This is a genomic window from Flavobacterium sp. TR2 (assembly GCF_025252405.1).
Taxonomy (GTDB): Bacteria; Bacteroidota; Bacteroidia; order Flavobacteriales; family Flavobacteriaceae; genus Flavobacterium.
In genome coordinates this window covers 4,518,790-4,533,405 of sequence record NZ_CP104307.1, presented here as the reverse complement: position 1 = coordinate 4,533,405, position 14,616 = coordinate 4,518,790, and the positions used below count along the sequence as shown (strand labels likewise).

The 14,616-nt window shown below is 33.3% G+C and carries 12 protein-coding genes; 3 read left to right on the top strand and 9 right to left on the bottom strand.

Going from position 1 to position 14,616, the window contains the following annotated elements:
* Positions 1–11 precede the first annotated feature (11 nt).
* Positions 12–1,115, top strand: a complete 1,104-nt coding sequence (locus N4T20_RS19280; RefSeq protein WP_260670690.1) for a fatty acid desaturase family protein — start codon at positions 12–14, stop codon at positions 1,113–1,115.
* A 59-nt stretch (positions 1,116–1,174) separates the two neighbouring features.
* Here N4T20_RS19280 and N4T20_RS19275 read toward each other — a convergent pair whose 3' ends face one another.
* Positions 1,175–1,696, bottom strand: coding sequence for a hypothetical protein (locus tag N4T20_RS19275; RefSeq protein ID WP_260670689.1), 522 nt, complete (start codon positions 1,694–1,696; stop codon positions 1,175–1,177).
* A 208-nt stretch (positions 1,697–1,904) separates the two neighbouring features.
* On the opposite strand from N4T20_RS19275, the gene N4T20_RS19270 reads away from it, so the two are divergent.
* The gene (locus N4T20_RS19270; RefSeq protein WP_260670688.1) at positions 1,905–2,552 is read left to right on the top strand and encodes a M15 family metallopeptidase; all 648 of its coding nucleotides are present in this window, start codon (positions 1,905–1,907) and stop codon (positions 2,550–2,552) included.
* Here N4T20_RS19270 and N4T20_RS19265 read toward each other — a convergent pair whose 3' ends face one another.
* The 8 genes from N4T20_RS19265 to tsaD form a co-directional block, all read right to left on the bottom strand.
* Positions 2,553–3,119 carry a hypothetical protein gene (locus tag N4T20_RS19265; protein ID WP_260670687.1) on the bottom strand — a complete coding sequence of 189 codons (567 nt, stop codon included), beginning with the start codon at positions 3,117–3,119 and terminating at the stop codon, positions 2,553–2,555. It abuts the gene before it with no gap.
* A gap of 4 nt (positions 3,120–3,123) precedes the next feature.
* Positions 3,124–4,305 carry a THUMP-like domain-containing protein gene (locus N4T20_RS19260; RefSeq protein ID WP_260670686.1) on the bottom strand — a complete coding sequence of 394 codons (1,182 nt, stop codon included), beginning with the start codon at positions 4,303–4,305 and terminating at the stop codon, positions 3,124–3,126.
* Positions 4,306–4,307: 2 nt separating this feature from the next.
* Positions 4,308–5,399, bottom strand: coding sequence for an AI-2E family transporter (locus N4T20_RS19255; protein ID WP_260670685.1), 1,092 nt, complete (start codon positions 5,397–5,399; stop codon positions 4,308–4,310).
* A gap of 106 nt (positions 5,400–5,505) precedes the next feature.
* Positions 5,506–6,471, bottom strand: a complete 966-nt coding sequence (locus N4T20_RS19250; RefSeq protein ID WP_260670684.1) for a zinc metalloprotease — start codon at positions 6,469–6,471, stop codon at positions 5,506–5,508.
* Positions 6,472–6,766: 295 nt separating this feature from the next.
* On the bottom strand, positions 6,767–7,264 hold the full coding sequence (locus tag N4T20_RS19245) for a TrmH family RNA methyltransferase (protein WP_260670683.1): 498 nt from the start codon (positions 7,262–7,264) through the stop codon (positions 6,767–6,769).
* Between the two features lie 10 nt (positions 7,265–7,274).
* Positions 7,275–7,913: a DUF4159 domain-containing protein gene (locus N4T20_RS19240; RefSeq protein ID WP_260670682.1), complete on the bottom strand. Its 639-nt coding sequence runs from the start codon at positions 7,911–7,913 to the stop codon at positions 7,275–7,277.
* Positions 7,914–8,017: 104 nt separating this feature from the next.
* Complete coding sequence (locus N4T20_RS19235; protein ID WP_260670681.1) at positions 8,018–8,722, bottom strand: 16S rRNA (uracil(1498)-N(3))-methyltransferase; 705 nt, start codon at positions 8,720–8,722, stop codon at positions 8,018–8,020.
* Between the two features lie 3 nt (positions 8,723–8,725).
* Positions 8,726–9,748 (bottom strand): tRNA (adenosine(37)-N6)-threonylcarbamoyltransferase complex transferase subunit TsaD, encoded by a 1,023-nt coding sequence (gene tsaD, locus N4T20_RS19230; RefSeq protein WP_260670680.1) that lies wholly within the window; start codon positions 9,746–9,748, stop codon positions 8,726–8,728.
* A 195-nt stretch (positions 9,749–9,943) separates the two neighbouring features.
* Here tsaD and N4T20_RS19225 point away from each other — a divergent pair, with 195 nt between their 5' ends.
* Positions 9,944–14,479 carry a translocation/assembly module TamB domain-containing protein gene (locus tag N4T20_RS19225; RefSeq protein ID WP_260670679.1) on the top strand — a complete coding sequence of 1,512 codons (4,536 nt, stop codon included), beginning with the start codon at positions 9,944–9,946 and terminating at the stop codon, positions 14,477–14,479.
* Positions 14,480–14,616: the final 137 nt, after the last annotated feature.

The window sequence follows — 14,616 nt, the reverse complement described above, 5'->3', positions numbered from 1 at the left end:
CAGTAACCAATATGGAAAAATTAAAACGACCGGTTTATGTTAAACCTGGAGCAGATGATTTTTTTAAAAAGATGCGTTTAGAAGTGAATGAAACGGTCTTAAAAAACTCGTCTTTGTATGTATTGAATGTCGTGAAGTCTTTAGGGCTTCTGGCAGTATTTTTTTTGTTCTACGCCTGTATTTTAATTTTTGGCAACCAGACGCCTTTGTTATTTCTTTTTTACATTTTGTCTGGCATTACAATGATCGTTTTATTTATAAATGCTTTTCATGATGCTGCACACGGAGCTTTGTTTAGAAAGCCAAAGCACAATGAATGGTTTTTATATGTTTTAGAACTCTTCGGGAGTAATCATTGGCTTTGGATGCGACGCCATATAAGCCTGCATCATGCCTATCCAAACGTGCCAGATTGGGATGTTGACATTAAGCAGAGTGATATTATTAGGATATTTCCAAATAGCCCATTGTTTAATTACCACAAGTATCAGCATATTTATATGTGGTTCATCTATCCTCTTTATAGCTTGAACTGGCTTTACATAAGAGATTTTAAAGACTTTTTTGGAACAAAGGATAATTATGTAAAGAAAGTTGTAGACAAAATTCCGAGACAAGAAGTTTACAGATTATTTGCGGCTAAGATTATTAACCTTATTTATTTGCTTTTTATTCCAATGATGCTTTTAAGCCAGCCTTGGTATATGGTGCTTTTTGCTTGGCTGTCTATGCATTTGTGCGGTAGCGCAATTGGTGTCGTGGCATTGGTTTCCACTCACGTTGATGAAGATGCCCACTTTCCGCATACTGATGAAGACGGAAATCTTTCGGATACATGGGTTATGCATCAAATGATCGTGACTAAAGATTTTAGCACAGAGAGCAAATTGGCTAATTTTCTTTACGGCGGATTTACACATCATGTAGCGCATCATCTTTTTCCAGCGGTTGGACACACTTACTATCCGTATATTACGCCAATTATCAAGCGTTATGCAGAAGAATATAACTTGCCTTATACTTCATATCCGTTTTATCACGCTGTTCGATCTCATTTCAGAATGTTGAAAGACAAAGGTGTAAAAGAAAATATTTTAGTGACAGGAGAAATCTAATGCTAAAAAATAGTAAATGGAAAAGCGGTTCATTTGAACCGCTTTTTTTATGATTGCGCTTATTTTTTAACTGCTGTATTTTCTTTTTTAATATTTAAATCTTTCAAGAAGTTGCCTTTTATTTCAATATCAAAATTATCTTCTTTAAAAATCGTCAGTTTGGACTCAGAGAATTTATAGACATTGATTTTGTTGTTTTTTACATCAATATACAAATCATACGAATACGTGCTGCAGTCATGCTGTTTGCATCCCCAAGCGTGCAGTACATTGTCTTGCTTTTCAAAAGGGGTCTCAGTATTCCAGTATTTTACCATCTGATCGTAATCGGGGCCTAATAATTTTTTCAATCTTGGCGCTAAACTGCTTTTGGTTAAAAATTGTGTTCCAATGACGCTTTTGTCTACAAGACCATACAAAGAATCATTCGGGTTCAAAACAGTGCTGTCTGCTTGTAAAGCTTCAGTTTTTATTGAAGTTGAATCTGTTTTGGGCACTTCTTTTATAATTTCTTTTTTGCATGACAACAAGACTAAACTGCTAACAATGGCTGCTGAAATGTATTTGGCTCTGTAATTCATAATATAACTGATTTTAGAATTAATAATTTTAGTTTACAAAGTCGTAATGATCTAATTTTCATAAAGATATTAAAATTATTCTTTGTTTTGAAAGTAATTTATGACGGTTTTTAATCCCAAAAAGTAAATTTTTAAGTTTAAGTAATAATGCCAAAAATCAATTTTTAAGATTTTTTGTTTAACTTCAATTTTTTAAAATCTTCTTACAATGAATCATACTTTCAAAATTTTAAGCTTTTTTCTTTTAGGAATTGGCTTTTTGCAAGCGCAGAATGAAACTTACGCTTCTCCAGCAGAAGTTAAAATTTCTGATACTACATTTGTAAATCTAAGAGATTATAGCAACGATTTTGTTTATGATATGAAATATGCTACCGAAGACAATTTCTTGAAAACAAAAGTTTACGATTGTGCCGAATGTATGCTTCGCCTAAAGACTGTAAAAGCATTGATTGCGGCCAATAAAGATTTTTTGAAAAAAGGCTACAGAATCAAATTGTATGATTGTTATAGACCTTTGGACATTCAGAAAAAAATGTGGGAGATTGTATCGGATCCAATTTATGTTGCAGATCCAAAAAAAGGCTCCATCCATAATAGAGGAGGAGCCGTTGATATTTCTTTGGTAGATATTACAGGAAAAGAAGTTGATATGGGAACTTCTTTTGACTTTTTTGGCATTATGGCAAGTCATAATTTTAAACAGCTTTCTAAAGAAATTCTTTCCAATAGGGCTTATCTAAAAAAGACCATGATAAAAAATGGTTTCAACTCTTTTGAGTCGGAGTGGTGGCATTACAATTTAAAAACAGGTTTAAAAGATAAAGTGGCCAACCAAAAATGGAAGTGCAATTAATTACTCCACACACCTAATATTATCCATGAAGTAGGTATTCGGATTAGTCACTTTTCCAGTTAACTCAGAAGTAAGTTCTCGTTTTACAATATAATCTTCTATATTGGTTAGATATTTAATTCGCATTATTGAAATTGGAGATTTTTTCAGTTCCTCATAATTATCTTTCATAAACATAAAAATCCCAGTATTGATTCGGTTGTCGAAACCTTTTTCGTCACGAACCAATGTGCCGCAATTTTCTTGATTGATATGCATAAGCGTTACAATCTTCCCGTTTTCTAACTGCAAAAAGATTTTTGAATTTTTATCAAAACAGTTAGCCTTAATAAAATCCTTGCTTTTTTGGATAGATTGCAGGTTTAATGTCGGCAAACCATCTGTTTGAGCCAAAGAGAAGAAAATATAATTAAAGCTTCCGCCAAAATATTTTTCACTCATCAAGTATTCGTTTGTCACTTTGTATGATCCGATAGAGTCATTTACATTGACGCTATATTCGCAAGGTTTTTGGGCAAATGCGGTAAAGGTTAATAAAAAAAGAGCTAGTGTAATTAGTTGTTTCATTGTATTAGATTATTTTGGTGCAAATTAAAACTATTTTGTTATCTTTTACATCTGTCGTAAAAAAACAATACAAATCACCGCCATTTTTTATTTTCCACTTTTTTCGAATGTTATCTACAGTCTCAGGAAAATTACGAGTGGTAATATTGGCCTGCTGATTGGATAATTCGTTTTTCATCTCATTTTTGTTATATGAAATCACTTTTTGAACCTCAAATTTTCTTCCCGGAAAATCAATTAAATTTTCTGAAGTATACAAATGCGAGTGTTTATGGAGTTTGTTAATTTGAAAACTGGCGCTAACTTCATCAAAACCGCCAGATTTCATTATTGCCGCATTGGGTTCGTAAAGATATTGTTGAGGTAAGCCGTAAGAAAGCGATGGTGTTTCATGGCCTAAAGAAAACTCAAAAGTTTCTATTTTTTCTTTTAAAAGGTTAGCTGTTTTTAGTGTTATTTCGCCAGAATAGCCTTTTTGAATTTCGAAGAGCAGTTCTTTGACTTCGTTTTCAAGGGCAATGATATGAATGTTCTTTACATTTTTTAATTCGGATAATCCTGCTGAAATGTCTAATAAGGGTGCAGTCTTAATTAAAATGCAGTCCGATTTTTCGAAATAGAAATCAAGGAGTTCAGGAACATTTGGAAGACAGTCTTTTAGCATAAAAACTTTGCCTTTGCTGTCATTTCTTCGCGAAGGATCAATATAAATCCAATCGTATTTTAGTTCAGATTCATGTAAAATATTGATTGAATCGGTTGGGTAACAAAAGCAATTTTTTATTTCTAATTGTTGAAAATTATGTTTGACAATCGAAGATAATTCTTCATTAATTTCACAATGCGCAACAACTTTAAATTTCTTTGAAAAATAATAATCATCAACACCAAAACCTCCTGTAAGATCAATTAAAGTTTTGCCAGAAATTAAAGAAGCTTTGTAAGCAGCTGTTTTTTCTGATGAGGTTTGTTCTACAGAGACTTTGCTAGGATAAATGATATTTTCGGCATCAAACCAAGTCGGCAGTTTATCCTTTGCTTTGCTCCGTGCTTCAATTTGATTCAAAATTAAAATCCAATCCGTTTCTGGGAATGGATTTTTTTGCAGCGCCAATTTCGTTATATCTGCACCCGTATTTTCAATAATAAATTTCTGAATATCTGAATGCAAAAGGGAAGTGTTCAAAGCTAAATTCTTTCGGTTAATACGGAGACAATTTTATTGTCAGGGAAAAATTCTTTTAAAATTACTTTAATCATCGTAAATGCAGGAATGGCTATTATCATACCTACAATTCCAAACGTAATGCCGCTGATTAATATTACCAAGAATATCTCTAACGGATGCGAATTTACACTTTTTGACGAAATTATGGGCTGGCTAATATTGTTGTCAATTGCCTGTACCAATAAAAAACCAATAATGACATAAATTGTTGTTGGCAGAATTTCTGATTGAAAATCCTTTCCAATCATACTAATCATGGTTAATAGTCCTGCCAAAGTAGTTCCGATAATTGGACCCAAATACGGTATTATGTTTAGAATTGCACATAAGAAGGCAATTACAAATGCATTTTTATTTCCAAATATCAGTAACACGATTAAGTAAAGAATAAAAACAACTATCAATTGTAATAATAAACCAATAAAATAGCGGGTTAAAAGATGATTTATTTTGGTAATAGAATTTAATATTTTGTCTTCATTTGAATCTGGTAATATTCTTCTAGCCTGATCTTTAAAAATGTCCTGGTCTTTAATAAAAAAGAAAGTAATAAAAAATACAGAAACAAGTCCCATTCCCATATTAGCCATAAAATTGATTATCGAATTGATAAATCCTGTAAAATAACTGAAATCTAAAACAGAAGTAAGTTTAGAATCTTTTATCACTTTATTTAAATCAATATGCTGAATATTAAAGTAGTCTTCTAGATGTCTTTCTGCCTCTATAAAATTGGTTTGGAGATGTGCAGTATCTAGTAATGCTAAATTATTGGCTTGAGAAATAATTAAAGGAACAAACAAAAGGATGAAACCCACAATTAGAAATATAAAAAAGATGATGGTGGTGGTGGCAGCCATTGAATTGCTGAATTTCAGTTTGTTTTTTAGAAATAAAACTAACGGATTTGCAATTAAACACAATATTAAAGAAATGCATAAATAGACAATAACAGTTTGTATTTCATAGAGAAAATATAAAACAATGCCGATAATTAAAATTGTTGCTAAAGCTCTTAAAATTCCGTTAGAAATAGTTTTTGATGTGATCATGCTTAAAATTTAGACCATAAATATAGGAAAAAGCATTGTAAAATTCAGGGATAAACAAAAAAAGGCGAGATGAAATCATCTCGCCTTTTTTTAAATTTCTTTTTTATTATGGTTGTGCAAAAGAAGCTCTAGCGCCTCCAGTTGTAAAAATAGCCGATATTCTGTTTTTCTGTCCTGTTGAGAACATATACATTGCAGCATCATCAACATAATCCATGTAGTTCATTGTCATTTCTACAGGTGTGCCTGTACAAGTGCTGTAATGAGGGTAAGCAGGAACTCCGTAGTTTGCTGTGTTATGAGTAGGAGTATCTGCAACTAAGTCGCTTCCGCAAGTTGCATCTCCCCAGATGTGACGTAAATTCATCCAGTGACCTACTTCGTGAGTAGCTGTTCTTCCTAAATTATATGGTGCATTTGCAGAACCAGATAATCCGAAGTATTTAGGATCAATTACCACTCCATCAGTAGCAGAAGCGCCGCCAGGAAATTGTGCATAACCTAAAATTCCGCCACCAATAACACATGACCACAAGTTTAATTTTGTAGTTGGGCTAGTTGGAGCAAGTCCGCCTTGAGCTGTTTTTTTCATCGCATCATTTGTTCCCCAAGAAGTTTTAGTTGTTGATTTTCTAATAACTTGGTCTAAAACAAAAGAAATTCCGATGTTTGCTTTAACTCCTGCAAATAATGCTGGCACATTATTGTAATCTGAGTTTAAAGCATTGAAATCTTTGTTTAGCACATCAATCTGTGATTGGATTTGTGCATTTGAAATATTTTCAGCTGTAGTTCTATAAAGAACATTCACTACAACTGGAATTTCAATTTTTCCATTTACCAGACGGCCTGTGAAATTTTTACCTTCGTGTTGTATAGTAAAAGTTTCGATTTCATTCATTCTGATTGCCAATGAAGGATCAGCTTTCAATTGAGCTTCTAAAACTTCTTGCGTTGCGCATCCTCTTCTAGATGGAACACTTGCATCAGCGTTAGCAGATTCAGCCGATTGATCATTTTGACAAGCAAACAGCATTAATGCTGCGAATGTGGTAATAATAACTTTTTTCATAATAATTTAGGTTTTTGTTATAAAATAGTTGATTAGTTGAATAATGTGGCAATTTTATAACAAAATACCTTTCTTGCAAAATATTAGAACAGAAATTTTGTGAGAAATTTTACAACCCCTTACAAACATTGATTCCTACAAAAATTAGTCTTTAAAAATTATGCAGTATTTTCTTTCTTTTGTATTTTTTAACGCATTTTGTCGTGATTATCTGTCGTTTAACGATAATATAAAAAGTTAAATTGCTGTTAAGTCAGAATATTGCTTCAAAAATAAATTTCAAGAATTCAATTTTTTACAAAGAAGTAATTTCGTAAAGCGCTATGCTTGCCGCTTGCACAACATTCATGCTGCTATTTTTTCCGAACATATTAATGTGCACAATTTGATCAGAAAGTTTTAGGAGTTCCTCAGAGATTCCATTAATCTCGCTTCCGATCAAAAGCGCGATTTTTTTGTCAAAAGGAATCATGACTTCTTTCAAAGGTTTGCTGTTTGAAGTGATTTCTAAGGCAATAATTTCAAAATTATTGTCAGTCAAATAGGATTCAAGCTCATTATAGTCTTCAATGGTAGAATGAGGCACATGAAGATGCGTGCTGCGTGAAGTTTTATTGATTTTGCGTGGTGTCAGCGGAATGTCTTTTCCAAAAAAAATAATGTTTTCAACTCCGAAAGCTTCAGAAATTCGGAACAAAGAACCAATATTTTGCTGAAAGTAAATATGATCACATACCAAAGTAATGGGAAATGTTTTTCTTTCAAATTGATTTTCTTCGTGAGTCAGCTGCACTTTTTAAAATTTAATTGGTAAAAATATAATTGATAATGTTAGCACCCATTTTAAGCGCTTTGTCCCTTACGTTTGCTGGATCGTTATGCACTTCGGGATCTTCCCAGCCATCGCCCAAATCACATTCGTAAGTATAAAGTAAAACCAGTTTGTTGTCTATGAAAATTCCAAAAGCTTGAGGACGGGTTCCGTCGTGTTCGTGAATTTTTGGCAATCCGTTCGGGAAAGGAAATGGTTTCTGAAAAATCGGATGATTTGCCGGAAGTTCTACCAAATTATTATTTGGAAATATTTTTTTGATTTCTTTCCTAATAAACTGATCCATTCCGTAATTATCGTCGATATGCAGAAAACCTCCAGCTGTTAGATAATTTCTTAGATTGGCTACGTCAGCGTCGCTAAAAACAACATTTCCGTGCCCCGTCATGTGTACAAACGGGTACGAAAGTAAATCTGGATTGCTTGGCTCTACAGTCGAAGGCTTGCTTTTGATGCGGGTATTGATATTAGCATTGCAAAAACTGATTAAGTTAGGCAAAGAAGTTGGATTTGCATACCAATCGCCACCGCCACTGTATTTAAGCAAAGCGATTTCCTGTGAAAAAGAAGAAATTGAAAAAAGTAATAATAAATAGAATATTTTTTTCATGTGAGTTTTAAATATCTCGTTCCTCGGAATGAAAAACTTAGCGTTTTAATTTATGTATAAATAAGCTTTGTCAAAGTTTTAGACTTTGGCAAAGCTGACTTGAATTATTCATTAAAAAAAACAACGCTATGGCAAGCCACGACTGCTGCTGTTTCTGTTCTTAAACGCGTGTTTCCTAGAGTTACCGGTTTGTAATTGTTTTCTAATGCCAATGCAATTTCTTTTTCAGAAAAATCGCCTTCTGGGCCAATTAAGATCGTTACGTCTTCATTGGGTTTTAAAACCTCTTTTAGCGACTTTTTATCGGTTTCTTCGCAGTGCGCAATTAATTGCAGTCCATTTTGCTGTTGTTTAATGAATTCTTTAAACGAAATAGCTTCATTCAATTTCGGAAGAAAGGTCTCATTGCATTGCTTCATTGCCGAAAGAATGATTTTCTCAAAACGATCACGATTAATTACTTTTCGTTCAGAACGGTCACAGAAGATCGGAGTGATTTCCTGAATTCCAATTTCTGTAGCTTTTTCCAGAAACCATTCAAAACGATCGTTCATTTTGGTTGGAGCTACAGCCAGATGCAGGTTAAATTTTGGTTTTTCGGCATTTTTTATCGAAAGAACTTCAACCGTGCATTTATTGTCAGAAGCCAATGTAATCTGGGTTTCAAATAATAGTCCTGAGCCATTTGTAACGTGCAGGATATCTGAATCTTTCTTTCTGAGCACTTTTATGATATGACGGCTTTCTTCTTTGTCAAAAGAAAAACTTTGTGTTGTCTCGTCTATATTCGGATTAAAAAATAACTGCATGGTTTAAAATTCGATTCTGGCTTTAGAAACCACAGAAGAAGTTTCAAAACGATTAGATAAGTATTTTTGGTAGCCTACAATTCCAATCATTGCAGCATTGTCTGTTGTATATTCAAATTTCGGAATAAAAGTTTTCCAGCCGTATTTGCTTTCGGTTTCCTTCAATGTATTTCTGATTCCTGAATTTGCAGAAACACCTCCGCCTATGGCAATTTGCGTAATTCCAGTTTCTTTAACGGCTAGTTTAATCTTATCCATCAGAATTTCGATAATCGTATGTTGGATGGAAGCGCAAATATCATTGAGGTTTTCTTCTATAAAATTCGGATTCTGCTGTTTATTTTTTTGAATGAAATATAAAATGGCGGTTTTTAGTCCAGAGAAACTGAAATCTAATCCTGGAACTTTTGGTTTTGTAAAAGGAAACGCTTTCGGATTTCCTTCTTTTGCATATTTGTCTATCAAAGGTCCTCCGGGATAAGGAAGTCCAAGAATTTTGGCACTTTTGTCAAATGCTTCACCCACAGCATCATCGGTAGTTTCTCCGATAATTTCCATATCAAAAAAGCTATTCACTTTTACAATTTGGGTGTGTCCTCCGCTAATTGTTAAAGCTAGAAAAGGAAATTCGGGTTTATCGTAACCTTCTTCGTCAATAAAATGAGCCAATATATGTGCGTGCATATGATTTACAGCAATTAACGGAATATTTAAGGCCAATGACAATGATTTGCTGAAAGAAGTTCCCACCAATAAAGAGCCCATTAATCCCGGTCCTTGCGTAAATGCGATTGCGCTTAACTGTTCTTTTTGTACATTTGCTTTACGAAGTGCAGCATCTATCACTGGGACAATATTCTGCTGGTGCGCTCGGGAAGCCAATTCGGGAACAACACCTCCGTATTGATTATGAATTAATTGATTGGCTACAACATTTGACAATACTTTGTCGTTATGTAAAACCGCGGCAGCAGTATCATCGCATGAACTTTCGATGGCTAGAATAAAAACCTCTGGATTTTGCATATAAAGGCACAAATTTTGAATTATATTTGACAAATCAAATGATTATATTTCTTTGATTTAAGCAGTGCCCCAAAATTAAAGAATTTTTATCAAAAACAGCCGTTCTTTGTCTGTTCAAAATAAATTAAAAGAAAAACTAAAATTAAAGAAGCTATCAAAAAAGTAAAGAAAATAATATCTAGAACCCTAATTGGGTTGATTTTACTTTTGTTAGCGCTTGCTATCATATTATCTCTTCCTGTCGTTCAGACACAGATTGCCAATTATGTTACCAACTCATTAAATGAAGATTATAAGGTTAATATTAATGTAGAAAAAACCGCAATCAATATTTTTGGCGGAGTCAAATTGAAGAAAGTAACGATCTTGGATCATCATAAAAAAACGATGATTTATTCGGACATCATTACTACAGATATTGCCAGTTTCAGCAGATTGCTAGACGGAGATTTGATTTTTGGAGATTTGCGTCTGACCGGTTTGATTTTTAATCTGAAAACCTACAAAGGCGAAGATGAAAATAATATCAATAAGTTTATTCAAGCTTTTGAGGTAGAGAATACGCCTAAGAAAAAATCGACAAAACATTTTCTTTTAACGGCCAAAAACGCTTACATAGAAAAAGGAAGATTTTCTGTTGTTGATGAAAATAAAACTACTCCAAAATTTCTCGATTTCACAAAATTAAATGCGTACATCAGCGAGTTCAAGTTGTACGGGCCAGATGTAAATACAAACATTCACCGATTTTCGTTTATGGATCATCGCGGTTTGTATGTTTCTAATTTCGCTGGAAAATTCAGTTATACCAAAAAACAGATTAAGGTTGAAAATCTGGCTATTAAAACCAAAAGATCTTCTATTTATGGCGTAGCAATTTTAAATTATAAGCCATCAGATTTTATTGATTTTACAGACAAAGTCCGATTTGATGTGTTGATAGATTCATCTTCTATTGCAACCAATGATATTCGCCATTTTTATGATGGCTTAGGTAAAAATCAGCATTTTAAATTGAAAACCAAATTAGACGGTCCGTTGAATAATATGACGCTTACAGGATTGAGGCTGAGCGATACAAACGGATCGAAAATTAATGGAACAATTAATTTCAGAAATCTTTTGGGAAGTAAATCTCAGAAGTTTTCTATGGATGGAAAGTTTAGCAAACTGCTTTCTAGTTATGACGATTTAGTGGTTTTGCTTCCAGGAGTTTTAGGTAAAAGCCTTCCGAAAGAAATGAAGCGAATTGGCAAATTTAATATTGTCGGAAAAGCTAAAGTTTCGACCACAGCATTAGAAACCGTTTTTAAAGTTGCAACAGATCTAGGAAATGGAGAAGTCGATCTTCATTTGAATAATATGGATTTTATTGACAAGGCTTCGTATGCGGGAAATATTATTCTGAATAATTTTGACGTAGGCGCTGTTTTAAATCGTAAGGATATTGGCAAAACAACTTTAAACCTTGATGTCGATGGAGTTGGTTTTACTGAAAAATATCTGAATACCGTTATTAAAGGAGATATTTCAAAACTAGATTACAATAAATACACCTATAATAATATTGTAGTAAACGGAAATTTTAAACTTCCTTATTATAAAGGGCAAATTGCAATAAATGATCCGAATTTAAATTTAAATTTTGATGGTTTATTGGATTTGAGCAAAAGAGAAAACCGTTATGACTTTCATATTAATATTGAAAACTCAGATTTAAGAAAACTTAAGTTTATTAGCGATTCTATTTCACATTTTAGAGGAGATGTCGTAGTTCAATTATCTGGAAATTCTATTGAAAATCTGCAGGGAGATATTTTTATAAACGATGCAGAATATCAAAATCCAAAAGCTACTTACGTTTTTGACCAAGTAAACTTAAACTCAAGTTTTGATGCAGATCGATTAAGAACCATTACAGTAAGTTCGAATGATGTTGTAGACGGAAAAATTGTAGGTAAATTTAGATTTGATCAATTAGATAAATTGGTCATGAACTCAGTTGGTAGTTTATATACCAATTACAAACCTTATAAAGTTAGAAAAGGGCAGTTTCTGAATTTCAATTTCCGCGTCTACGATAAAGTGGTCGAAATGCTTTATCCAGAAATAAATATTGATTCTTCGACGGTTGTGCGAGGAAAAATAGATTCAGATTTGCAGGAATTTAAATTCCGTTTCAGATCCAAAAAAATTACGGCAGACAAAAATACATTTGACAACATACGCATTAACATCGATAACAAAAATCCGCTTTATAATGCTTATGTTGAGTTAGACAGCATCAAAACGCCTTATTACAAAATACGTGATTTTAACTTGATCAATGTTACTGCAAACGATACTCTTTTTGTTCGTTCAGAATTTAAAGGCGGAGATAAAGGCGAAGATTATTTTAATCTGGATTTGTATCATACAATTGACAAAAGCAAAAATAATATTGTCGGAATCAAGAAATCTGAAATGAAGTTTAAAGACTATATCTGGTATTTAAACGAAGATGCAGAAAAAGACAATCAGATTGTTATTGATCAATATTTTAAAAATTTCAATTTTGATAATATTGTTTTATCTCATGAAAACCAGAAAATCGATTTAAACGGAGTTATAAAAGGAAAAGATTATAAAGATCTCGTGCTGAGCTTTGAGGATGTGGATATCAATAAGATTACGCCAGTAAATTCCAAATTCGTATTTAATGGTAATTTGAACGGAAATGTCAATTATAAGCAAAATAAAAATGTTTATCAGCCCACGGCATCCATAAAAATTGACCATCTTATCATGAACAAGACGGAGCTCGGGACGCTTAATTTTGATATTTCGGGAGATGAATCCTTTAGGAAATTTACGGTCAATTCGTCAATTCAAAATGGTTTTACCGAGTCGTTTAGAGCAAACGGAACATTTGCTGTAGAGAATAAAGAAACGATTATGGATATGAGCCTGAAATTGGAAGGTTTCAATCTGGCGACTTTAGGAACTATTGGCGGAGATGTTCTGTCAAATGTGCGCGGATCTGTTTCTGGAAATGCCGCTGTTATCGGAAATTTGAAAAAGCCTGAAATCAACGGGCGTCTTTATGTTGAAAAAGCAGGAATGACAATTCCGTATCTAAATACCGATTATGAATTAAGCGATCGAACGGTTATTGATTTGACTAATGAAAAATTCCTGTTTAGAAATAATCAGTTAACCGATACTAAATATGGTACAAAAGGTTTGCTGAACGGTAGCATCGAACATCATAACTTTGGCGATTGGAAATTAGATTTAAATATTACTTCTAAACGATTGGTGGCTTTAGATACAAAAGATAGTGATGATGCCGCTTATTTCGGAACCGCGTTTATAAACGGAACGGCAAGCATAAAAGGCCCAGTAGAAAGTCTCTTTATTAAGGTGGATGCAAAATCTGAAAAAGGAACAGAAGTTAAGATCCCGATTAATAATGCGCAAAGTGTTGGGGAAAGCAACTGGATTCATTTTGTAACCCCAAAAGAAAAGTATAATCTTGAAAACGGAATTGTTGAAAAAACAAGAGATTATAACGGACTTGAACTTGAATTTGATTTTGATATTACCCCAGATGCCGAAGTAGAAGTTATTCTAGATCGAAATTCGGGACATGGTATGAAAGGAAAAGGATACGGATCGCTTTTGTTTAAAATCAATACATTAGGTAAGTTTAATATGTGGGGAGATTTCCAGGCATACGAAGGAACTTACAATTTTAAATACGGCGGACTTATCGATAAAAAGTTTACCGTGAAAAAAGGAGGCTCGATTATTTGGGAAGGAAACCCAATGCGTGCCCAATTGAATTTGGAAGCAGTTTATAAAACACAGGCCAATCCAGCAGTGCTTTTAGATAATACTTCTTCATTCAATAAAAAAGTTCCGGTAGAAGTGGTTATTGGATTGAGAGGAGATTTGGCTAGCCCAGAACCTAATTTTGATATCCAGTTTCCATCGGTAAGTAATGTTTTAAAATCGGAGATACAATATAAGCTGGACGATAAAGATATTCGCCAGACACAGGCGTTGTACTTATTGTCGACAGGCTCATTTATGAGTACGGACGGATTTAGCCAAGGAGATTTTTCTGGAACATTGACAGAAACAGCTTCAAGTTTATTGGGTGGCATTATTAAGTCAGATAATGATAAAGTGAACATCGACTTAAATTACATCGCAGCAGACAGAAGAACAGGGCAGGAGGTTGATGGTCAGTTTGTGGCTAATATATCTTCTCAGATTAATGAAAGAATTACGATCAACGGAAAGTTAGGAGTTCCGGTTGGAGGTGTAAATGAATCTGCAATTGTTGGAGATATCGAAATTTTGTATCGTGTAAATGAAGACGGTACAATGAACCTTCGTCTGTTTAATAAAGAAAATGACATTAATTATATAGGACAAGGAATCGGTTATACGCAAGGTGTCGGTATTTCGTACGAAGTAGATTTTGATACCTTTAGCGAGCTTGTAAACAAACTGTTTAAAAACCATAAAATTGAAAAAGCCGTAAAAGGTTCTTCACATGATGATCTTCAAGATTCGTATCTTCCTGAATATATGAATTTCTCAAGCAAGAAAGATTCAGAAAAAAACAAAAAGAAAGCAAAAGAAGAGGAAGAGAAAAAGAAAAAGGAGGAAGAAAAGAAGAAAAAAGAACAGGAACATACACCAAGCAATAATCAAGGGTTAATTCCTGACAACGATTATTAACACTTTGTTAAAAATAGCCTTTTATAAAACCATTATTCTCATAATGGTTTTTTTTGTGCTAAATTTAAGCACTCTTTTAAAATTTTCCATGTGAGCGGGAAATTCTGATTTTTATAACACTTCATCAGGGTATTGTT

Coding starts and splice junctions, on each gene's coding strand:
- N4T20_RS19280 (WP_260670690.1), top strand. CDS start 12: ATGGAAAAATTAAAACGACCGGTTTATGTTAAACCTGGAGCAGATGAT.
- N4T20_RS19275 (WP_260670689.1), bottom strand. CDS start 1,696: ATGAATTACAGAGCCAAATACATTTCAGCAGCCATTGTTAGCAGTTTA.
- N4T20_RS19270 (WP_260670688.1), top strand. CDS start 1,905: ATGAATCATACTTTCAAAATTTTAAGCTTTTTTCTTTTAGGAATTGGC.
- N4T20_RS19265 (WP_260670687.1), bottom strand. CDS start 3,119: ATGAAACAACTAATTACACTAGCTCTTTTTTTATTAACCTTTACCGCA.
- N4T20_RS19255 (WP_260670685.1), bottom strand. CDS start 5,399: ATGATCACATCAAAAACTATTTCTAACGGAATTTTAAGAGCTTTAGCA.
- N4T20_RS19250 (WP_260670684.1), bottom strand. CDS start 6,471: ATGAAAAAAGTTATTATTACCACATTCGCAGCATTAATGCTGTTTGCT.
- N4T20_RS19240 (WP_260670682.1), bottom strand. CDS start 7,913: ATGAAAAAAATATTCTATTTATTATTACTTTTTTCAATTTCTTCTTTT.
- N4T20_RS19235 (WP_260670681.1), bottom strand. CDS start 8,722: ATGCAGTTATTTTTTAATCCGAATATAGACGAGACAACACAAAGTTTT.
- tsaD (WP_260670680.1), bottom strand. CDS start 9,748: ATGCAAAATCCAGAGGTTTTTATTCTAGCCATCGAAAGTTCATGCGAT.